Here is a 19,385-nt window from a genome sequence, read left to right as displayed (position 1 = left end):
GCAATCCTCCTGAGTCCAGCGGACGGGTCGCCGCCGGACTCAGGCAGATTTGCGCAGCCTTGTATTCGTAATGTTGGCAGGCAGCAGGATCAGTCCTTGCGGTCGTCCTTCTTGTCGTCCTTGTCGTTGACCGGCAACTTCGGTACCGCCGCGCGGGCGGTCGCGGTCGGCGCGGCCGGCGGGCGGCAGCCCTTGGATACGCCCAGGCCCTTCAGATAGGCGCGGCGGATCGTGCCGCCGTAGAGCGCCGCAGTCACCCGCTTCTCCTGCTTGTCGGCACCGGTGACCATGCGCACCAGCCCGAAGCCGGGGATCAGCGCGCCAACGATCGCGCGGCTACCCGACGCGGCGATCGCACCGCCATTGCCGCCCTTCGCCGCCGGTGCATCGGCATCGGTGCCGAGCACGGCGTTGAGGTTGGCGATGCCTGCTCGGATCTGCGCGCAGCTTTTGGTCCCCTGCGACGAATAGGGGGCGGAGGCGGCGAGCAGCAGCACGTCCGGAATCTTCTTTTCGTTGATACGCAGATCTTGCAGCGGTGCCTGGGCGCCCTCGCCGACGCTCTGCTTCTGCTGCTGCGCAGTGGCCGAAGTCGTCAAGAGCATCGCGGCCAGCCCGGCCGCCAAAATCGTCCGCATGTCGTATCTCCCAGATATTTTGCAAAGCTGTCCAGAAAAGTCGCGGAGGCACAACATTGTTCCACCGAAACGATGTCGGCGATTGACTTTCGGCCACTCGCCGCTAGGGCCGTCGACGGGCCACGCGGTCCCAACGCCGCGCGTGCTCTCTGTGAGGAGAGTCTACATGACTGATTTGACTGCCGCCGACGCCACGCTTGCGCCTGCGAAGCCCGCCACCAAACCGGCGCGTCCCTATTTTTCCTCTGGTCCCTGCGCCAAGCCCCCGGGCTGGTCGCCCGAGAAGCTCGCCACCGAGTCGCTCGGCCGCTCGCACCGCTCGAAGCTGGGCAAGACCCGTCTCCAATATTGCATCGACCTGATGCGCGAGCTGCTCCGCCTGCCGGACACGCACCGCATCGGCATCGTGCCCGGTTCGGACACCGGCGCCTTCGAAATGGCGATGTGGACGATGCTGGGCGCACGGCCTGTGACCACGCTCGCCTGGGAAAGCTTCGGTGAGGGTTGGGTCACCGATGCTGCCAAGCAGCTCAAGCTCGAACCGACCGTGCTGCGTGCCGATTATGGCCAGCTGCCCGATCTGGGCGCCGTCGACTGGTCGAACGACGTGCTGTTCACCTGGAACGGCACCACCTCGGGCGCCCGCGTGCCGAACGGCGACTGGATCGCCGCCGACCGCGAGGGCCTGAGCTTCGCCGATGCCACCTCGGCAGTGTTTGCCTACGATCTGCCCTGGGACAAGATCGACGTCGCCACCTTCTCCTGGCAGAAGGTGCTGGGCGGCGAAGGCGCACACGGCGTGCTGATCCTGGGCCCGCGCGCGGTCGAACGGCTTGAGACCTACACGCCGGCCTGGCCGCTGCCCAAGGTGTTCCGCCTCGTCTCCAAGGGCAAGCTCGCCGAGGGCGTGTTCAAGGGCGAGACGATCAACACGCCGTCGATGCTGGCCGTGGAAGACGCGATCTTCGCGCTCGAATGGGGCAAGGGCCTGGGCGGCGCCGGGGGGCTGATCGCCCGATCGGATGCCAATGCCGCCGCGCTCGACAAGATCGTCGCCGAGCGCGCCTGGCTCGGCCACCTCGCCGAGGATCCCGCGATCCGCTCGCGCACCAGCGTGTGCCTCACCGTCGAGGGCGCCGATGCGGACTTCATCAAGAAGTTCGCCGGTCTGCTCGAAAAGGAAGGCGCGGCCTTTGACGTGGCCGGCTATCGCGATGCGCCGGCGGGTCTCCGCATCTGGTGCGGCGCCACCGTCGACACCGCCGATATCGAGGCGCTCGGCCCCTGGCTCGACTGGGCCTACGCCACCGCCAAGGCGGGATGATCCGGCCGTGCTCCTGCGAAAGCAGGAGCCCAAGGCCAGACGCGATTCCCTTACGAAATTCCGGGCGCCTGCCGTCGCAGGCGCACCGTTGTGCACAGGAGCATTCCATGCCCAAGGTACTGATTTCCGACAAGATGGACCCCAAGGCCGCGCAGATCTTCCGCGAGCGCGGCGTCGAAGTGGACGAGATCACCGGCAAGACCCCGGACGAGCTCAAGGCGATCATCGGCAACTATGACGGCCTCGCCATCCGCAGCTCGACCAAGGTCACCAAGGACATTCTCGAGCACGCCACCAATCTCAAGGTGATCGGCCGCGCCGGCATCGGCGTCGACAATGTCGACATCCCCGCCGCCTCGGCCAAAGGCGTGGTGGTGATGAACACCCCGTTCGGCAACTCGATCACCACCGCCGAACATGCCATCGCGCTGATGTTCGCGCTCGCCCGCCAGCTGCCCGAAGCCGATGTCTCGACCCAGGCCGGCAAGTGGGAGAAGAACCGCTTCATGGGCGTCGAGCTGACCGGCAAGACGCTGGGCCTGATCGGCGCGGGTAACATCGGCTCGATCGTCGCGGACCGCGCCATCGGCCTGCGCATGCGCGTGATCGCCTATGATCCGTTCCTCACGCCCGAGCGTGCGCTGGAAATGGGTGTCGAGAAGATGACGCTCGACGATCTGCTGCTGCGCGCCGACTTCATCACGCTGCACACCCCCCTGACCGACCAGACCCGCAACATCCTGAGCCGCGAGAATCTCGCCAAGACCAAGAAGGGCGTGCGGATCATCAACTGCGCGCGCGGCGGCCTGATCGACGAGGCGGCGCTGAAGGATGGGCTCGATTCGGGCCATATCGGCGGCGCGGCGCTCGACGTGTTCGTGCAGGAGCCGGCCAAGGAACACCCGCTGTTCGGCACGCCCAACTTCGTGGCGACGCCGCACCTCGGCGCCTCGACCACCGAAGCGCAGGTCAATGTCGCGATCCAGGTCGCCGAGCAGCTCGCCGACTATCTGGTCACCGGCGGCGTCACCAACGCGCTCAACGTGCCGAGCCTCTCGGCCGAGGAAGCGCCGCGGCTGAAGCCCTATATGGCACTGGCCGAGAAGCTGGGCGGCCTGGTCGGCCAGCTGGCGCACGGCGAGCTCACCAGCATCGCCATCGAGGTCGAGGGTGCCGCGGCCGAGCTCAACCAGAAGCCGATCACCAGCGCGGTGCTGGCGGGGCTGATGCGCGTCCATTCGGACACGGTGAACATGGTCAACGCACCGTTCCTCGCCAAGGAGCGCGGTCTCGATGTGCGCGAAGTACGCCATGACCGCGAGGGCGATTACCACACGCTGGTGCGTGTGACCGTCGGCACCCAGGCGGGTGACCGTTCGGTGGCCGGCACGCTGTTCGGCAATGCCGCGCCGCGCCTGGTCGAGCTGTTCGGCATCAAGGTCGAGGCCGATCTCGCCGGGCACATGCTCTACATCGTCAACGAGGACGCGCCGGGCTTCATCGGCCGCCTCGGCACCACGCTGGGCGAGGCGGGCGTCAACATCGGCACCTTCCACCTCGGCCGCCGTTCGGCGGGCGGCGAGGCGATCCTGCTGCTCTCGGTCGACGAGGCGGTGGACGAGGCACTGCTGGCGAAGGTCCGCGCGCTGCCGGGCGTGAAGACCGCCATGGCGCTCGGCTTCTGAAGCCATTAGGGGAGGCGCCCATGACTGGTCTCCTCCCCGAAGGGTTTCACGATCGATTGCCGCCTGCCGCCGACGCGGCAGCCCGGCTCGAGACGCGCGTGCTCGGGCTCGCGCGTCTGTATGGCTATGAACAGGTGGATCCGCCGCTCGCCGAATTCGCCGACGAGCTGGCGACGCGGCTCAAGACCGGCGCGGTGCACAATGCCGTGCGCTTCGTCGATCCGGTATCGCAGCGCAGCCTCGCCATCCGCCCCGACCTCACCGCGCAGGTTGGCCGTATCGCCGCGACGCGGATGGGCCACCATCCGCGCCCGGTGCGGCTCTGCTATGCGGGGCAGGTGCTCAAGCTCAAGGCGCCGGCGCTCGATCCGCGCCGCGCGATGCGCCAGATCGGCTGCGAGCTGATCGGGCGCGACAGCGTGGCCGCGGCGATGGAAGTCGTCCGTGTGGCGATCGAATCGCTGCAGTCGGCAGGGGTCGAAGGCCTCGCCATCGACTTCACCCTGCCCGACCTGGTCGACACCCTCGCCGGCGGCACGCTGCCGCAGGAGAAGCTCACCGCCCTGCGCGAGCGGCTGGATGCCAAGGACGCCGGCGGCGTTGCGGCGATCGACCCCAAGTATCTGCCGCTGATCGAAGCGGCCGGCCCCTTTGAAGGCGCGATGGCCAAGTTGCGCGCCACCGATGCAGGCACGGCGCTCGCCAGCCGGATCGACGGTCTCGCAGCCATCGCCGCGAGCATCCCTGCGGGCGTCGCGCTGACGCTGGATCCAACCGAGCGGCACGGCTTCGAATATCAGACCTGGCTCGGCTTCTCGATCTTCGCGCGCGGCGTGCGCGGCGAGATCGGGCGCGGCGGCACCTATACGGTGGTGCACGACGGCGGCCGCGAGGAGCCCGCGGTCGGCTTTTCGCTCTATGCCGACCCTATCCTCGATGCCGGCATGGGGGGGGATGCGCGGCGTCGGCTGTTCCTGCCGTTCGACACCGATGCGGCGATCGGCGCCGCGCTGCGTGCCGAGGGATGGGTGACGGTCACCGCGCTGGAGGCGGAGGATACGCCCGAGGCGCAGCTGTGCAGCCACGAACTGCGCGACGGGATGCCGACCGCGCTTTGAGCCATCGCCGTCGCCCCCCGCGCGAGGTGCGACGGCGATGGGCCTCACTCCATCTGGTCGATCAGCGCCTGGATCGGCGCGAAGGCGAACGCCACCGAGCTGTCCGCCACGCCGTAGGGGATGAACAGGCTGTCGCCGTGGCGGATCGCGCCGCAGGTATAGACGACGTTGGGCACATAGCCCTCGCGGTCCTGATCGGCGGCGGCCAGCAGCGGCGCGCGCGAGCGGGCGAGGACCTTCGAGGGATCGTCCTTGTCGAGCAGCGCCGCGCCGATCGAATATTTGCGCATCGCGCCGACGCCGTGGGTGAGCACCAGCCAGCCCTGATCGGTCTCGATCGGCGGGCCGCAATTGCCCATCTGCACCAGCTCCCAGGGGAATTGCGGCTTGATGATCAGCTCGCCGCCTTCCCAATGGGTGATGTCGTCCGAGCTGTGCAGGAAGATATTCTCGCCGTCCTGCCGGCCGAGCATCATGTACTTGCCGCCCACCTTGCGCGGGAACAGCGCCATGCCCTTGTTGCGTGCGGCGCTGCCGGTCATCGGCACGAGGTCGAGCCCGCGCCAGTCATGGGTGCGCAGCAGCTCCGACTGGATGCCCGAGCCGTTATAGGCGGTGTAGGTGCCGATCCATTCGACCGTGCCGTCGTCATGGGTGAAGTGGCAGATCCGCAGATCCTCCAGCCCGTTCGACTGGGCGCGGGTGATCGGGAAGATCACCGTGCCGGACAGAGTCGAATCGCGGTGGCGGTAGATGCGGACCGGACCTTCCATCGCCCGCTCGTCGGGCTCGCGCGCATCGGCGGCGGTGGCGAAGGGCGGCTCGGGGGCGAGCACCAGTTCGTTGCCGTCGGTGATGATGCCCTCGCGGAAGGCGACCGAGGAAATGTGGCCCTCGCCCACCGCGCGTAGCGACATCAGGATGCGCATGCTGCCCGGCGGCATGCCAGTCTGGTCGTAATGCGGCACGGCGCTGGGGTTCATCAGCGCGGCGGCGGCATAGCTGTATTCGTGGCAGAAATAGGCACCGAGCAGCTGGCGCTTCTCGTCGCCGATCTCCGCGCCGTCGAGGCCGAGCATCGCCTCGATCTCGTCATAGCGGGTCATGAACACGCGCCGCGTCTGCCAGTGGCGCGCCTCGAAATCCTTGAGGACCAGTTCGAGCTCGGCGCGCGCCTGGCCCGGCGACAGCGCCAGCACTTCGCTGACGATCCGCTCCGTCCGGCTGGGCGCGCCGCCATTGGTCGACGCCCAGGCGATGTGGAACGGGCGTACCACGACGCGGGATGGATCGGCACGAAGCCGCAAGGGATGGTGAAACAGTTCCGGCATTAGCAACCCCCGGGGAACGCGCTCGTTACGGCGCCGTCCCCCGGTATCGCTTCAGGCGACGGCGAGTTCCGGTCCTGCCACGCTTTTATTGCGCTTTGAAAGAGCTGAGATTGCGCAATTCGCCAGTTGGAGTGCGAGAATCGACTCGGCACCTTGATTACGGTTAAGTCCGGTGGGCATCAGCCCGTCGAAGCAGCCGCCATCGGCGACGCTGGCGAGCGGGATGTCGAGATCGTTGGCACCCAGATACCAGCGATAGGCCCGCATCGCTTCTTCCGCCCAACGTGCTTCCCCGGTCGCTTCGTGCGCGGCCAGACAGGCGTCGATCGTCGCCTGGGCTTCCAGCGGCTGCTGGTCGAACGGCAGCGGATCGGCATATTCGCGACCGAAGCTCTCGGTGCCGACGGCGCGGAAGCGGCCTTCGGGCGAGGTCTGGCGCTCGGCGATCCAGCTGAGCGTCTCCAGCCCGGTATCGAGGAAGTCCTGGCGACCGAGGACATGGCCTGCGCGCAACAGCGCCTCGGGCAGGCGGGCATTGTCATAGGCCAGCACGATTTCGAACCAGCTCCACGCCGGACGACGGGTGCGTTCCAGCAGCGCGACCAGCTCGTCGCCGAAGCGTGTGAGGATCTCGCGCGACAAAGCGTGGCCCGGATGTGCCTCCGCCATCGCCGCGGCGCCAAGCATCGCAAAGGCGTGCGCGCGCGGGCTGCCGAGATCGAAGGCGATCGACGCCGTCTCGTCGAACAGCACCGAGGCCCAGTCGCGATGCTTCTGCGCGCGGGCGTCGCGGGCGGTGACACCCAGCGCCCAGATCGCGCGGCCGTTCGAATCTTCCGAGCCTTCATCCTCGCACCAGGTGCGGTCGAAGTTCATGAAGTTGCGGAACTTGCGCTTGTCGGGATTCCAGGCGTGCTGGACGAAGCCACCATAGATGGCGGTCCAGCGATCACGCACCGCCTCGTCGACATCGTCGATCTTGCTCATCAGGATCAGCGCACGGGCATTGTCGTCGATGCAATAGCCGTGGCGGCGGTCCGGCACCGAATAGATCGAGTGCTGGAGCATGCCGGTGGCGTCGCTCATCCGCTCGACCGCCGTCAGCACCGGGGAGAGCGTCGGCAGTTCATTTGTCGCGGTGCGGATACGGTGGGGCTTCTCGTCGAGGATCGCGTCGAACGCATCGATCGCGCGCTCGGCGAGGCGGGTCCACAGCATCGTGCGGCCACGGTCATAAGCGCGCTTGGCCAGCGCCAGCCGGGCGTCGTTATCGCCGAGCAGTCGGTTGATCTCGCGCGAGAAGGCGGCGCTGTCGCCGAACCCGACGAGCACGCCATGATCCTGGTCGAGGATCTCGGTCGCGTGGACATAGGGTGTGGAGACCACCGGCTTGCCCATGCTCACCGCATAGGAGAGCGTGCCCGAGGTGATCTGCGCGGGATTGGGGTAGGGCGTCGCATAGATGTCGGCCGCCTGGAGATAGTCCAGCAGGTCGCTTTGCTCGACGAAGCGGTCGACGAAGGTGACGTTGTTCTGCAGGCCCAGCGCCGCGATCTGCGCGTGCAGGCGGTCGCGATAGGCCTCACCCTCATGCGCCACGAGATGCGGGTGGGTGGCGCCCAGGATCACGTAGAGCGCGTTCGGATGCGCGGCGGCGACCGCCGGCATCGCCTCGATCATCGTCTCGATGCCCTTGCTCGGTGCGAGCAGGCCGAAGGTGAGGATGACGTCGCGGCCTTCCCAGCCGAAATTCGGCTTGAAGTCGGCGGTGTCGGCAAAGGCGCGATCGGGCACGCCGTGCGGGATGACTTCGATCTTGCTGTCTTTCACGCCGTGGACGCGCTTGAGGATCTCGCGGCCCTTCTCGGCCATGACGATCAGCTTCGAGGCGCGGCGGATCAGCTTTTCCATCACCCGGCGCTCATCGGCGCTCGGGCGCTCGAGCACGGTGTGGAGCGTGACGATCACCGGGATCGAGATGCGATCGGTCAGCGCGAGCAGCAGTTCGCCGGCGGCGCCGCCGAAAATGCCGTACTCATGCTGGATCCACAGCGCCTCGGCGCCGCTCGCCTCGATCTTGCGGGCGGTTTCCAGATAGGCGCTGCGATCGTTCTGCGCGATCGAACCCGTCACCTGCGGCGGATAGGCGTAGTGGCCGGGCAGGTCGTCCATCGCATAGACGTCGACCTGGACTTCCGGATAGCGCTCGGCGAGCGCGGTGTAGGTGTCGGTAGTAAAGGTGGCGATGCCGCACTTGCGCGGCAGGAAGTTGCCGATCAGGGCAAGATGCCGGATCCGGGGACCCATAGGAGACCGTGCCATGGCGGACCTTTCGCTACTGCATGATGGACTCGGCCCAAATCTGGGCCGTATGTCCTGTTAAACTCCCGTTTTTCGAATAAGTTGCAGTTTCGCTGCAACGCACAACTCTATACCTGATGAACCGTGCTGTAAATCTGCCGTTCAGCCGCGGCCGCGATATCCGGGAACGCCCTGATCGGGGACCCAAACGTCCTCCGGTGGCTTGCCCGACTGCCAGAACACGTCGATCGGAATACCACCGCGCGGGTACCAATAGCCACCGATTCGCAGCCAGAGCGGCTGCATCTCGCGGAACAGCCGCTCGCCGATGCCGACGGTGCAATCCTCGTGGAACGCGCCGTGGTTGCGGAAGCTGCCCAGGAACAGCTTGAGCGACTTGGATTCGACGATCTTCTCGCCCGGCACATAGTCGATCACCAGATGCGCGAAATCGGGCGCGCCGGTGATCGGGCAGAGCGAGGTGAATTCGGGCGCGGCGAAGCGCACCAGATAGCGCGTGCCCGCACGCGGATTGGGTACATAGTCGAGTTCCGCTTCCTCCGGCGTGGCGGGCAGGGCGGATTGCTTACCGAGATGCTTGGCGTCCATGGCCGCCATGTAGGCGTTTGCCGTGCGGTTTCCATAGGGCTAGGACCTACCCGCATGGACGGATTGATCACCACCGATGCGCTGGCCGGCATGCTCGGCGCCCCCGACCTGCTGGTCCTCGACGCGACCTACACCTCGACCATTCCGGGCGCGGCCAAGCAGGATCCGCGCGCCGAATTCGAGGCGGGGCATATCCCCGGGGCGCGGCTGCTCGATCTCGACACGCTGGTCGATGCCGAGAACCCGCTGCCTTCGATGCTGCCCAAGCGGAGCGTGTTCGAGGAACGCATGGCGCAGCTGGGAGTGATGGGGACCACCCGCATCGTCCTCTACGACAACAGCCCGCACCACACCGCCTGCCGTGCCTGGTGGGTGCTGCGGATGTTCGGGGTGCATGCCGCAATCCTCGACGGGAACATGGGCCATTGGCGCGCCGAGGGGCGGCCGGTGCAGACCGGGCCGCAACTCGCTGCCGCGACGGAGTTCACGGCGGGCGCGCCTGTCGCGCAGCTGCGGACGCTCGACGACATGCGCACGACGGCCGAGCAGATCGTCGACGCGCGTTCGGCGGCGCGCTTTACCGGCGAGGAGCCCGACCCGCGCCCCGAATGCGGCGCAGGGCATATGCCGGGGGCCAAGAACATCCCCTATGGCCGCTTCTTTGAGAGCGACGGCCACTGGAAGGCGACGCAAGGCATCCAGGCGGTGTTCGATGCCGCCGGGCTGGACCTCACCCGGCCGCTGGTCGCCACCTGTGGCTCGGGCATCACCGCCTCGGTGATCGTCTTCGCGGCGCACCTGCTGGGGCACGAGATCGCGCTGTACGACGGCAGCTGGACCGAATGGGGCGCGCAGCCCGATACCGCGAAGGTGGTTGGCGCATGAGCGAAGATCACGACAAGGATGCGACCAAGGTCGTCCATGCCGGTCGTCGGCCCGAATGGACGCAGGGCATCGTCAACCCGCCGGTGTGGCGCGCCTCGACGATCCTCTACGACAATATCGCCGAAATGCGCGAGCGCGGCAGCGCCGACACGCACCACAAGCTCTATTATGGTCGCCGCGGCACGCCGACCCAGTGGTCGCTCGCCGACGCGCTGACCGAGCTCGAGCCCGGCGCGCAAGCTACGCTTCTCTATCCCTCGGGCGTGTCGGCGATCACCACCGCGCTGCTCGCGGTGCTGTCGCCCGGCGACGAGGTGTTGTTGCCCGACAGCAGCTACGAGCCGACGCGCGGCTTCGGCAACACGATGCTCAAGCGGCTGGGCGTCACCGCCACCTATTACGACCCGCTGATCGGCGCGGGCATCGCCGCGCTGTGCACCGAGCGGACCAAGGTGATCCTGCTGGAAAGCCCCGGCAGCCTCACCTTCGAGGTGCAGGACGTGCCGGCGATCGTCGCAGTCGCCAAGGCGCGCGGGATCGTGACGCTGCTCGACAATACCTGGGCGGGGCCGCTCTACTTCCCGGCGATCGAGAAGGGCATCGACTATACGATCCTGTCCTGCTCCAAATATGTCGTCGGCCATTCGGACGTGATGATGGGATCGGTCACCGCCGCGCCAGGCCACTATGAGAAGCTTCGCGCGACCACCTATCAGCTCGGCCTCTGCGCCAGCCCGGACGATGCCTATCTCGCCTCGCGCGGGTTGCGGACGATGGAGGTGCGGCTGCGCCAGTCGGGCGCGAGCGGGCTCAAGATCGCGCAGTGGCTGAAGACGCGGCCCGAAGTGGCGCGGGTGCTCCACCCGGCATTGCCCGATTGCCCCGGCCACGACGTGTTCGTGCGCGATTTCCGCGGGTCCGCCGGCCTGTTCTCCTTCGTGCTGAACGGCGGCGACGATGCCGCGCGCACCGCGCTGATCGACGGTCTTCGGCATTTCGGCATCGGCTTCAGCTGGGGCGGCTATGAAAGCCTCGCCATTCCGGCCGATCCGCAGCGCATCCGCACCACGTCGCCCTGGGAAGCCGAAGGGCCGATGATCCGGCTCTATGTCGGGCTGGAAGACACCGACGACCTGATCGCCGATCTCGAGGCAGGGCTCGCCCGCTTCGCCGCCGCGCGCGGATGATCCGCGAACTGCTCGACCGGTTCGCCGGCATGGGGATGCGCATGCCCTCGCCGGCCGAGCTGGGCGAGCTGGCGGTGGCGCTGGGCCTCGCCATGCTGGCGGTGGCGATCGGCGTGCTGGTCGGCCGGCGCATCGGCGCGTATGTTGCCGGGCTGTGGCACCGCATCGCCGGCGAGCATATCAACGGCATCCAGGCGCGGCTGTGTCGGATCACCCGCTACTTCACCGTGGCGCTGCTGCTGTCGCCGGTTGCGAGCGGCTATGCCTGGCATCCGCCGGCGACGCTGCTGCTCGGCATCGCATCGGGGCTGGCGATGGCGCTGGCGGTGGTCGAGGTACTGCGCGGGCTGGGGCTGCCGCGGCTCGCCACCTGGCCAATGGGTGCGATCGCCTTCACCTCGCTGCTCAGCAAGACGATGGGCGGGCTCGGGGTGATCGAGGCGCTGCTCGCGCGCGTGGGTTTCGACATCGGCACGCGGCGGCTGTCGCTCCTGTCGCTGCTCACCTTCCTGGTCACCGTCACGATCATCTACGCGCTGGTGCGGATCGCCAACCGGCTGCTCGGCCAGTGGATCGGGCGGGCCAAGGGCCTCGATCCCACCCAGCAGCTGCTTGGGCAGAAGCTGGCGAGCATCGCCATCGTCACCGCCGCCTTCTTCGTCGGCATCGACCTGCTGGGGATCGACCTGACGACCTTCGCGGTGTTCTCGGGCGCGTTCGGCCTGGCGATCGGCTTCGGCATGCAGAAGACGGTCGGCAACCTGATCGCCGGGATCATCCTGCTGATGGACCGCTCGATCAAGCCGGGCGACGTGATCGTGGTGGGGGACAGTTTCGGCTGGGTGAACAAGATCGGCGTGCGCGCGGTCTCGGTGATCACGCGGGACGGCAAGGAGCATCTGATTCCGAACGAGAATCTGATGACCCAGGAAGTCGAGAACTGGTCCTACACCGATCGCAACGTGCGCGTGCGGATCGCGGTGACGGTAGCCTATGGCTGCGACCTGGAACTGGCGCAGGACCTGATGCTGCGCGCCGCGACCGAAAGCCCGCGCGTGCTCGACACGCCGCCGCCCAATGTCTGGCTGACCGCGCTGGGCGAGAACGGCGCGGCGCACGAGATCCTGGTGTGGATCAGCGATCCCGAGAGCGGCGTCGGCAATGTGCGGAGCGACGTGCTCAACCGGCTGTGGAAGCTGTTCGGCGAGCACGGCATCACCGTGCCGGCACCGCGTCGGGATGTGCTGTTGCGCGGCGGCCCGGAACCGGACCGCCGCTGACATCTCAGCGCTTCGGGCAGGCTGCCGTCACGCTGTTGCAGATCACCGTGCTCTTCCCCAGCGACACTACCCAGTTGAGCCCGCGCGGATCGGGCACGCCTTCATAATAATCGGTGCTGATCAGCTGCGCGCCCGAGGCGATCGCGGCGTCGAGCCGGCGGCGGTCATGGTTGCGTGCCTCCAGCGTCTCGGCATCAGCGCGGGTGCGGACCATGAAGCCGGCCTTGACGCGGCGGGTGATCGTGGCGGGGTCTTCGGTCGGGCTCTGGGTGTTGAAGAACGACGCTTCGGGCGCATCCTCCGGATACCAGCCGAACATCATCCGGCCCTTCAGGCTGGCATGGCCGGTGCGGTAGCGCTCTTCATTGGCTTCGGAGGTATCGAGCACGAACAGGAACTTGCCGCGCGAGGCGCCGATGGTCGGCCAGCGATGCGTGGTCACCGCGTCGCGCAGCGTGGGGAGGGTGCCGCGGACGTCGTCGGGCGTGATCACCCGCTCACGACCGATCGTCGCGGCGATGTCGGCGTCCAGCGCGTCGAGCGTGGCGGCGTCGAAGCCGATATCGGTGGTGCGCACGCCGGGGATGGGGCGCACGTCGCTGGCATTGACCAGGATTATCACCGGCAGATGGCCCGGATGCGCATCCGACCAGCGGCGGAATAGCGCCATGCACGCGCGGAAGACGCGGCAATGCGACTGCCAGTCGATGCCGGGGATGTGGATCGTCTTGGCGCCGGGCGCGGCCATCTCGGCCTTTATCTCATCGGGACCGTTCGCATAGGGCGCGGCATAGGCGCCGCCCTGAGGATCGGGCGCGACGTCGATCTCGAGCTGGCGCAAACCGAGTGCGAGCTGGCTCTCGAGCGGCGGGTGGCCATAAGCGAGGCCCTCCCAATAAGTCGGCAGCAGCTTGCGGATGCGCGCCTCCACCTCGGGCAGCGGATAGGGGCGGTAGCTGTTGTGCGAGCCGAGCACGCGCACCTGGTCGAGCCGCAGCGAATCCAGGCTCTTGTCGGCATCCGGCGTGGTGCCGCCCGGTGCCATCGCCATCAGCAGCGCCGCCGCAGCGACCATCATCCCTTTGCGCATTCCGTCCTGTCCTTTGCGAAGCGAACCCAAGGCGGTGCCTTTGGCGGGCTTTCGTTCCGGATCGATGACAGTGGCACATACAAAAACGGCGGCGGTCCGCTGGGGACCGCCGCCGCATTAGGGGAGCTAACCGATTAGTTGCCGGTTGGGCTGGCCGGTGCGGTCGCCTGGGCCGACTGGCCGCTGGTCTGCGCCTGGGCTGCGGCCGCCTGGATGCGCTGGTTGAGCGCGGTGTCCGAGGCCATCGCCTGGCTGATCTCGTTGAAGCGCTGCGGCTGCAGGCCCGACGACGTGATCGCGGCGACGAACTTGGGGTTCTTTTCCGCGGTCGGGATGCTGGTGTCCGCGTTGATCTTGTTCACCGCGAGCGCCGCCTTGGCATACTGCTGGACCTCGGTATCGGTGAAGGTCGACGCGCCGGCGGTTGCCGTGGCGGCGGTGCCTGCACCCGTGGTGCCCTGGTCGGGCGTAGCCGGCGTGGTCTGTGCCGGCGCGGCGTCGGCCGGGGTCGTCTGGGCCGGGGTCGTGGTCTGGGCGAAGGCGGTCGACGCCATCAGCGTGCCGGCGATTGCCAGGCTCGAAAAGATCGTCTTCATTCTCAACTCCTCGCAACAATGAAACTGTTTTGCATGGGTGTAACGTAACAGTGGGGAAAGGTTTTCCGCTTCACACCCGATTCACGATGGGCTGTGGCCGTGGCGGGACGGCATGACCCAGGTTAGGACGGGCGCGGCCGGAATCACGCCGCTGGAAAAGCCGGGGATTTTCGCCTATATGCGGCGGATGCAGACAGTGTCGGCCGCCCCCATGCCCATCCCCGGGCACATCGATCCCGTGCCCGTGCCGCGTGCCCTCGCCGCGCGCGAAGACGGGCGTACCGACCTGATCGGTCTCTCCCGCGACGGTATCCGCGAGGCGCTGGCCGCCGCAGGTCTGGAGCCCAAGCAGGCCAAGCTGCGCGCCAAGCAGCTGTGGCACTGGATCTACAATCGCGGCGCCACCGAGTTCTCGGCGATGACCGACATCGCCAAGGCCCAGCACCCGTGGCTGACCGAGCGCTTCGTGATCGGCCGCCCGGAGGTGGTCGAGGCGCAGGTCTCGAACGACGGCACGCGCAAGTGGCTGCTCCGCTCGCCCGACGGGCAGGACTACGAGATGGTGTTCATCCCCGACGCGGATCGGGGAACCCTGTGCGTATCGAGCCAGGTGGGCTGCACGCTCAACTGCCGCTTCTGCCACACCGGCACGATGCGGCTGGTGCGCAACCTTACCGCCGGCGAGATCGTCGGCCAGGTGATGCTCGCGCGCGATTCGCTCGGCGAATGGCCGAGCCAGCCCGAAGGCCGCCTGCTCACCAACATCGTGATGATGGGCATGGGCGAGCCGCTGTACAATTTCGACGAAGTGAAGGCCGGCCTCCAGATCGTGATGGACGGCGACGGCCTCGCGCTGTCCAAGCGCCGCATCACCCTCTCCACCTCGGGCGTGGTGCCGATCATGGCGCGCGCCGGCGAGGAGATCGGCGTCAATCTGGCGGTGTCGCTCCACGCGGTCACCAAGGACGTGCGCGACGAGATCGTGCCGCTCAACAAGAAGTACGGCATCGAGGAGCTGCTCCAGGCCTGTGCCGATTATCCGGGCGCCAACAATGCCCGCCGCATCACCTTCGAATATGTGATGCTGAAGGACAAGAACGACAGCGACGCCGATGCGCACGAGCTGGTCCGTCTGCTGCGCAAGTACAAGCTGCCCGCCAAGGTGAACCTGATCCCGTTCAACCCCTGGCCGGGCGCGCCGTACGAATGCTCGACGCCGGAGCGGATCCGTTCCTTCTCGAACATCGTGTTCGAGGGCGGCATCTCGGCGCCGGTGCGCACCCCGCGCGGGCGCGACATCGACGCGGCGTGCGGCCAGCTGAAGACGGCGTCCGAGAAGAAGAGCCGCGCGCAGCTCGACCGCGAAGCCGAAGAGAAGTTCGCCGCACTCGGTTGAGCCCTGCACGATTCTGCGAGTAGGGTGCGGCCATGTCGCTGCTTCTGCTCGCCCTCGCGCTTGCCGCCCCCGCCGACCCCTGCGCCGATGCGAAGACCACGGTGGACATGAACCTGTGTCTCGCGCGCGCCAGCAACGCCGCCGAGGTGGAGATGAACACCTATCTCGTCGCCGCCCGCAAGCGCGCCGCGAGCGACGGGGTGACGGTGGTCAAGGCGTTCGACGAAGCGCAGGGCCGCTGGATCGCCTGGCGCAAGGGCGAGTGCGACGCGGTCTATGCGCATTGGCAGGGCGGCACGATCCGTAATGCCGCGCTGCTCAATTGCCGCATCGAGCTGACCCAAGCGCGCGTCCACCAGCTGTGGAAGACCTGGCTGACCTATCCGGATTCGACCCCGCCGATCCTGCCTGAGCCGGGCGTCAGCCCGGGCGGAACATCCTGAACAGCGCGTCCTCGCCGATCTCGAAATAATCGGCCGGCCCGCCGCCGCGCAGGATCGGGCGGGCGCGCGCGGTCTGGTAGACGCCGTCCTCCAGCATCGCGCGATCGATATGGATGCCGGTCGCCTCGCCCAGTACCAGCCAGGTATCGACCGCCGCGCCCTCCTTGTTTTCCAGGCGGATCAGCTGGGTCAGCCGGCATTCGAACTGCGCCGGGCTGCCCGCGACGCGATCCGGTCGCACGGTGCGCGAGGGGAGCGCTTCGATGCCGGCATGGGCGAACTCGTCGACCTCCGGGTCGACGGGCGCCGAGGTCGCGTTCATCACTTCGGCGAGCGGGCGCGTCGCGAGGTTCCAGACGAATTCCTTGGTCTCGGCGATATTGGCGACGCTGTCCTTCCACGCGGTGGAGGCGAAGCCGAGGATCGGCGGGCGATAGTTGAAAAGGTTGAAGAAGCTGTAGGGCGCGAGATTGCGCACGCCGCTGGCCGAGACGGTGCTCACCCAGCCGATCGGGCGCGGGCCGACGATCGCGTTGAGCGGGTCGTGCGCAAGGCCATGGCCCGAGGCAGGTTCGTAGAAATGGAAGTCGGTGGGCATGCGCGCTCCGGGTTTTTTGTGGCCGCGGTGAAACCGATTCCGCTGCTGCTGCGAATCTCCTACACTGGCCGGGTCCAGAGGAGGAAGCGCACATGGCCGAAGGTCCACCAGAAAGGACGCAGCTGATCTACCGCCACCGGCTGGTCACCCGGCTGTGGCACTGGATCAACGCGATCGCGCTGCTGATCATGGTCGGCAGCGGGCTGATGATCTTCAACGCGCATCCCCGGCTCTATTGGGGGCAATATGGCGCGAATTTCGACCATGCCTGGCTAGAGCTGCCGCGCTTCCCCGGCTGGGTGACGATCCCGTCCTATTACAGCCTCGCCGGGGCGCGGCACTGGCACTTCTTCTTCGCGCTGGTGCTTGCCTTCGGGCTGCTCGTCTACCTGCTGTGGAGCCTGGCAACCGGCCATATCCTGCGCGACCTGCGCATCCGCGCGCGCGAGCTGGGGCCGGGGCATTTGTGGAAGGACTTCAAGGACCATCTCGCCTTGCGCTTCCATGATCCCAAGGACCCGCGCGCCTACAACATCTTCCAGAAGCTCGCCTATGTCGGCACGCTGTTCGTGCTGTTGCCGGGGGTGATACTCTCCGGCCTCGCGCTGTCGCCCGGCATGGATGCGGCCTGGCCGTGGCTGACCGCATTATTCGGCGGGCGGCAGTCGGCGCGGTCAGTACACTTCCTCGCGATGGGGGCGATCCTCGTCTTCCTGCTCGTCCATTTGACCCTGGTGCTGCTCGCCGGGCCGATCAACGAACTGCGCTCGATGATCACCGGCTGGTGGCGCGTGCCCGCGGAGAAGCAGCCATGATCCTCACCCGCCGCAATTTGCTGGTCGGCGGTGCCGCCGGGCTGCTCACCGGCTGTGACCAGTTCACCGACAGCCCGGTGCTGGCCAGCGCCGAGGAGGCGCACCGCTTCCTCCAGCGCTCGATCGGTCGCGGATCGCTCGCCACCGAATTCCGGCCCGAGCAGCGCAGCCCGATCTTCCGGGTGAACGGCACCTACAATCCGAACACGCCCGAATATAACATCTGGGCCGGCACCGGCTTCGCCGACTGGCGGCTCAAGGTGGGCGGCATGGTAGCAAAGCCAATGCAGCTCACACTGGACCAGCTCCAGCACATGCCGCAGCGCGCCCAGATCACCCGGCATGACTGCGTCGAGGGCTGGAGCGCGATCGGCAAATGGCAGGGGACGCAGCTTGCGACCATCCTGAACGCCGCGGGGCTCAGTTCGCAGGCGCGCTACATCGTGTTCCACTGCGCCGACCGGTACGGCGACAGCGGCTATTATGAATCGATCGACCTGATCGATGCCTTCCATCCCCAGACAATTCTCGCCTGGGCGCTCAACGACAAACGGCTCGATGTCGGCCACGGCGCGCCGCTGCGGCTGCGGGTGGAGCGGCAGCTCGGCTACAAGCAGGCCAAATATCTCGTGGGGATCGAGGCGGTCGCCTCTCTCGCCGGGATCGGCAAGGGCAAGGGCGGCACCTGGGAGGATATGAGCGGCTATCAATGGTATGCGGGAATTTGAACCATATCCCGAAACCTACTGGCAGATAGGTTGTTTGCCGCGCGTCGAAACGTAATACGCGTATTCCCGACACAATCTCTGCCTAGTGGAGCGACATGGCCCTGATTGACCGCTTCTTCGACCGCGCCGTGAAGCGCGGCGAACTCACCTTGATCCGACCCGATGGCAGCACCCGCACCTTCGGCAGCCCCGATCCCGCCCTCAAGCCCGTCACGATCCGGCTGTCCAAGGGCGCCGAGGGCCGCATCGTCCGCGATCCCGCACTGGGCGCCGCCGAAACCTATATGGACGGCAGCCTGAACCTCGAGCAGGGCGACATTCTCGAACTGCTCAATCTGGTGACCGCCAACAACGCCTGGGAACAGAGCGACACGGCGCTCAACCCTTCCAAGCTCAGCCTCGCCGCGGGCAAGGTCGCGCACCTGCTCGGCCGCTACAACATGGCGCGCAAGTCGAAGCAGAACGTCGCGCACCATTACGACCTTTCGGCGCGGCTCTACGATCTCTTCCTCGACGCAGACCGGCAATATAGCTGCGCCTATTACACCGATCCGGCCAACAGCCTGGAACAGGCCCAGGCCGACAAGAAGGCGCATATCGTCGCCAAGCTGGCGATCCAGCCGGGCATGCGCGTGCTCGATATCGGCTGTGGCTGGGGCGGCATGGCGCTCTACATCCACGCCAAGACCGGCGCCGAGGTGCTGGGCATCACGCTGTCCGAAGAGCAGCTGAAGATCGCCCGCGAGCGCGCCGAAGCCGCCGGCGTGGCGGACAAGGTGAAGTTCGAGCTGATCGACTATCGCGCGCTCACCGGGCAGTTCGACCGGATCGTCTCGGTCGGCATGTTCGAGCATGTCGGCACGCCGCAATACCGCACCTTCTTCACCAAGTGCCGCGAGCTGATGACGCCGGAAGGCGTGATGCTGCTCCACACCATCGGCCGCGCAGGCGAGCCGGGCTATACCGATGCGTTCACGCTCAAGTACATCTTCCCCGGCGGCTACATCCCCGCACTGTCGGAGATCGCACAGGGCTATGAAGGGCTGCGCTACTTCCTCACCGATGTGGAAGTGCTGCGCATGCATTACGGCCACACGCTCAAGGCCTGGTACGATCGCACCGTCGCCGCGCATGACGCGATCGTCGAGCTCTATGATGAGCGCTTCTTCCGCATGTGGACCTATTATCTGGCGGGATCGTACGTCAGCTTCATGAATGGCGGGCTGGTCAACTACCAGTTGCAATTCTCGCGCTCGCGCACCGCCCTGCCGCTCACCCGCGACTATATGGCCGAAGCCGAAGCGAAGCTGCGCCAGGGCTGAGCCGTCCAGCCGGGGTCAAGGCGGATATTGCGCGTACGG

At 67.0% G+C, this 19,385-nt stretch carries 18 protein-coding genes; 11 read left to right on the top strand and 7 right to left on the bottom strand.

The window, feature by feature from the left end; all coding sequences use genetic code 11:
• Nucleotides 1-89 precede the first annotated feature (89 nt).
• Complete coding sequence (locus tag ACTJKY_RS01910; RefSeq protein ID WP_440843810.1) at nucleotides 90-638, bottom strand: hypothetical protein; 549 nt, start codon at nucleotides 636-638, stop codon at nucleotides 90-92.
• 166 nt (nucleotides 639-804) lie between these two features.
• Between ACTJKY_RS01910 and ACTJKY_RS01905 the strand changes: the two genes are divergently transcribed.
• From ACTJKY_RS01905 to ACTJKY_RS01895, 3 genes are all read left to right on the top strand, one after another.
• The gene (locus ACTJKY_RS01905; protein ID WP_440843809.1) at nucleotides 805-1,962 is read left to right on the top strand and encodes a phosphoserine transaminase; all 1,158 of its coding nucleotides are present in this window, start codon (nucleotides 805-807) and stop codon (nucleotides 1,960-1,962) included.
• Between the two features lie 107 nt (nucleotides 1,963-2,069).
• Nucleotides 2,070-3,647, top strand: coding sequence for a phosphoglycerate dehydrogenase (gene serA / locus ACTJKY_RS01900; RefSeq protein ID WP_440843808.1), 1,578 nt, complete (start codon nucleotides 2,070-2,072; stop codon nucleotides 3,645-3,647).
• 20 nt (nucleotides 3,648-3,667) lie between these two features.
• Nucleotides 3,668-4,765, top strand: coding sequence for an ATP phosphoribosyltransferase regulatory subunit (locus tag ACTJKY_RS01895; RefSeq protein ID WP_440843807.1), 1,098 nt, complete (start codon nucleotides 3,668-3,670; stop codon nucleotides 4,763-4,765).
• A gap of 44 nt (nucleotides 4,766-4,809) precedes the next feature.
• Here the strand turns inward: ACTJKY_RS01895 and ACTJKY_RS01890 are convergent, their stop codons facing one another.
• The 3 genes from ACTJKY_RS01890 to queF form a co-directional block, all read right to left on the bottom strand.
• Nucleotides 4,810-6,096: a glycoside hydrolase family 130 protein gene (locus ACTJKY_RS01890; RefSeq protein WP_440843806.1), complete on the bottom strand. Its 1,287-nt coding sequence runs from the start codon at nucleotides 6,094-6,096 to the stop codon at nucleotides 4,810-4,812.
• A 51-nt stretch (nucleotides 6,097-6,147) separates the two neighbouring features.
• Nucleotides 6,148-8,418, bottom strand: a complete 2,271-nt coding sequence (locus tag ACTJKY_RS01885) for a glycosyltransferase (RefSeq protein WP_440843805.1) — start codon at nucleotides 8,416-8,418, stop codon at nucleotides 6,148-6,150.
• Nucleotides 8,419-8,559: 141 nt separating this feature from the next.
• Nucleotides 8,560-9,006: a preQ(1) synthase gene (gene queF, locus ACTJKY_RS01880; protein WP_440843804.1), complete on the bottom strand. Its 447-nt coding sequence runs from the start codon at nucleotides 9,004-9,006 to the stop codon at nucleotides 8,560-8,562.
• A 54-nt stretch (nucleotides 9,007-9,060) separates the two neighbouring features.
• On the opposite strand from queF, the gene ACTJKY_RS01875 reads away from it, so the two are divergent.
• Genes ACTJKY_RS01875 through ACTJKY_RS01865 form a run of 3 tightly spaced genes read left to right on the top strand, consistent with a single transcriptional unit; the run spans nucleotide 9,061 to nucleotide 12,358 of the window.
• Nucleotides 9,061-9,891 (top strand): sulfurtransferase, encoded by an 831-nt coding sequence (locus ACTJKY_RS01875; RefSeq protein WP_440843803.1) that lies wholly within the window; start codon nucleotides 9,061-9,063, stop codon nucleotides 9,889-9,891.
• On the top strand, nucleotides 9,888-11,078 hold the full coding sequence (gene metC, locus ACTJKY_RS01870; RefSeq protein WP_440843802.1) for a cystathionine beta-lyase: 1,191 nt from the start codon (nucleotides 9,888-9,890) through the stop codon (nucleotides 11,076-11,078). Before ACTJKY_RS01875 ends, metC begins: the two co-directional genes overlap by 4 nt.
• Nucleotides 11,075-12,358 carry a mechanosensitive ion channel family protein gene (locus ACTJKY_RS01865; RefSeq protein ID WP_440843801.1) on the top strand — a complete coding sequence of 428 codons (1,284 nt, stop codon included), beginning with the start codon at nucleotides 11,075-11,077 and terminating at the stop codon, nucleotides 12,356-12,358. Before metC ends, ACTJKY_RS01865 begins: the two co-directional genes overlap by 4 nt.
• A gap of 4 nt (nucleotides 12,359-12,362) precedes the next feature.
• Here the strand turns inward: ACTJKY_RS01865 and ACTJKY_RS01860 are convergent, their stop codons facing one another.
• Together ACTJKY_RS01860 and ACTJKY_RS01855 are read right to left on the bottom strand one after the other, a co-directional pair.
• A complete protein-coding gene (locus ACTJKY_RS01860; protein WP_440843800.1) occupies nucleotides 12,363-13,448 on the bottom strand; it encodes a Ca2+-dependent phosphoinositide-specific phospholipase C in 1,086 nt (361 codons plus the stop codon).
• Between the two features lie 134 nt (nucleotides 13,449-13,582).
• The gene (locus tag ACTJKY_RS01855; RefSeq protein ID WP_313536554.1) at nucleotides 13,583-14,044 is read right to left on the bottom strand and encodes a DUF4168 domain-containing protein; all 462 of its coding nucleotides are present in this window, start codon (nucleotides 14,042-14,044) and stop codon (nucleotides 13,583-13,585) included.
• A 211-nt stretch (nucleotides 14,045-14,255) separates the two neighbouring features.
• Here ACTJKY_RS01855 and rlmN point away from each other — a divergent pair, with 211 nt between their 5' ends.
• Together rlmN and ACTJKY_RS01845 are read left to right on the top strand one after the other, a co-directional pair.
• Nucleotides 14,256-15,440 carry a 23S rRNA (adenine(2503)-C(2))-methyltransferase RlmN gene (gene rlmN / locus ACTJKY_RS01850; protein ID WP_440845203.1) on the top strand — a complete coding sequence of 395 codons (1,185 nt, stop codon included), beginning with the start codon at nucleotides 14,256-14,258 and terminating at the stop codon, nucleotides 15,438-15,440.
• A 32-nt stretch (nucleotides 15,441-15,472) separates the two neighbouring features.
• On the top strand, nucleotides 15,473-15,883 hold the full coding sequence (locus tag ACTJKY_RS01845) for a lysozyme inhibitor LprI family protein (protein ID WP_440843798.1): 411 nt from the start codon (nucleotides 15,473-15,475) through the stop codon (nucleotides 15,881-15,883).
• Here the strand turns inward: ACTJKY_RS01845 and ACTJKY_RS01840 are convergent.
• Nucleotides 15,861-16,481 carry a flavin reductase family protein gene (locus tag ACTJKY_RS01840; RefSeq protein WP_440843797.1) on the bottom strand — a complete coding sequence of 207 codons (621 nt, stop codon included), beginning with the start codon at nucleotides 16,479-16,481 and terminating at the stop codon, nucleotides 15,861-15,863. The two genes, ACTJKY_RS01845 and ACTJKY_RS01840, sit on opposite strands and share 23 nt — an antisense overlap.
• Nucleotides 16,482-16,573: 92 nt before the next feature.
• Between ACTJKY_RS01840 and ACTJKY_RS01835 the strand changes: the two genes are divergently transcribed.
• The 3 genes from ACTJKY_RS01835 (at nucleotide 16,574) to ACTJKY_RS01825 (ending at nucleotide 19,346) form a co-directional block, all read left to right on the top strand.
• The gene (locus ACTJKY_RS01835) at nucleotides 16,574-17,296 is read left to right on the top strand and encodes a cytochrome b/b6 domain-containing protein (protein WP_440843796.1); all 723 of its coding nucleotides are present in this window, start codon (nucleotides 16,574-16,576) and stop codon (nucleotides 17,294-17,296) included.
• Entirely contained in the window at nucleotides 17,293-18,024 is a 732-nt protein-coding gene (locus ACTJKY_RS01830; RefSeq protein ID WP_440843794.1) for a molybdopterin-dependent oxidoreductase, read from the top strand. Before ACTJKY_RS01835 ends, ACTJKY_RS01830 begins: the two co-directional genes overlap by 4 nt.
• 95 nt (nucleotides 18,025-18,119) lie before the next feature.
• Nucleotides 18,120-19,346 (top strand): class I SAM-dependent methyltransferase, encoded by a 1,227-nt coding sequence (locus ACTJKY_RS01825; RefSeq protein ID WP_440843792.1) that lies wholly within the window; start codon nucleotides 18,120-18,122, stop codon nucleotides 19,344-19,346.
• Nucleotides 19,347-19,385 lie beyond the last annotated feature (39 nt).

The sequence above is a fragment of the Sphingomonas sp. 22176 genome (genome assembly GCF_052045505.1).
Lineage (GTDB): Bacteria > Pseudomonadota > Alphaproteobacteria > Sphingomonadales > Sphingomonadaceae > Sphingomonas.
The sequence above is the reverse complement of the archived record's forward strand: the minus strand, read 5'-3'. Positions and strand labels throughout refer to the sequence as shown.

Excerpts from the sequence above, each read along its gene's own strand:
- ACTJKY_RS01910 (WP_440843810.1), bottom strand. The coding sequence starts at position 638 with ATGCGGACGATTTTGGCGGCCGGGCTGGCCGCGATGCTCTTGACGACT.
- ACTJKY_RS01905 (WP_440843809.1), top strand. The coding sequence starts at position 805 with ATGACTGATTTGACTGCCGCCGACGCCACGCTTGCGCCTGCGAAGCCC.
- serA (WP_440843808.1), top strand. The coding sequence starts at position 2,070 with ATGCCCAAGGTACTGATTTCCGACAAGATGGACCCCAAGGCCGCGCAG.
- ACTJKY_RS01895 (WP_440843807.1), top strand. The coding sequence starts at position 3,668 with ATGACTGGTCTCCTCCCCGAAGGGTTTCACGATCGATTGCCGCCTGCC.
- ACTJKY_RS01890 (WP_440843806.1), bottom strand. The coding sequence starts at position 6,096 with ATGCCGGAACTGTTTCACCATCCCTTGCGGCTTCGTGCCGATCCATCC.
- ACTJKY_RS01885 (WP_440843805.1), bottom strand. The coding sequence starts at position 8,418 with ATGGCACGGTCTCCTATGGGTCCCCGGATCCGGCATCTTGCCCTGATC.
- queF (WP_440843804.1), bottom strand. The coding sequence starts at position 9,006 with ATGGACGCCAAGCATCTCGGTAAGCAATCCGCCCTGCCCGCCACGCCG.
- ACTJKY_RS01875 (WP_440843803.1), top strand. The coding sequence starts at position 9,061 with ATGGACGGATTGATCACCACCGATGCGCTGGCCGGCATGCTCGGCGCC.
- metC (WP_440843802.1), top strand. The coding sequence starts at position 9,888 with ATGAGCGAAGATCACGACAAGGATGCGACCAAGGTCGTCCATGCCGGT.
- ACTJKY_RS01865 (WP_440843801.1), top strand. The coding sequence starts at position 11,075 with ATGATCCGCGAACTGCTCGACCGGTTCGCCGGCATGGGGATGCGCATG.
- ACTJKY_RS01860 (WP_440843800.1), bottom strand. The coding sequence starts at position 13,448 with ATGCGCAAAGGGATGATGGTCGCTGCGGCGGCGCTGCTGATGGCGATG.
- ACTJKY_RS01855 (WP_313536554.1), bottom strand. The coding sequence starts at position 14,044 with ATGAAGACGATCTTTTCGAGCCTGGCAATCGCCGGCACGCTGATGGCG.
- rlmN (WP_440845203.1), top strand. The coding sequence starts at position 14,256 with ATGCCCATCCCCGGGCACATCGATCCCGTGCCCGTGCCGCGTGCCCTC.
- ACTJKY_RS01845 (WP_440843798.1), top strand. The coding sequence starts at position 15,473 with ATGTCGCTGCTTCTGCTCGCCCTCGCGCTTGCCGCCCCCGCCGACCCC.
- ACTJKY_RS01840 (WP_440843797.1), bottom strand. The coding sequence starts at position 16,481 with ATGCCCACCGACTTCCATTTCTACGAACCTGCCTCGGGCCATGGCCTT.
- ACTJKY_RS01835 (WP_440843796.1), top strand. The coding sequence starts at position 16,574 with ATGGCCGAAGGTCCACCAGAAAGGACGCAGCTGATCTACCGCCACCGG.
- ACTJKY_RS01830 (WP_440843794.1), top strand. The coding sequence starts at position 17,293 with ATGATCCTCACCCGCCGCAATTTGCTGGTCGGCGGTGCCGCCGGGCTG.
- ACTJKY_RS01825 (WP_440843792.1), top strand. The coding sequence starts at position 18,120 with ATGGCCCTGATTGACCGCTTCTTCGACCGCGCCGTGAAGCGCGGCGAA.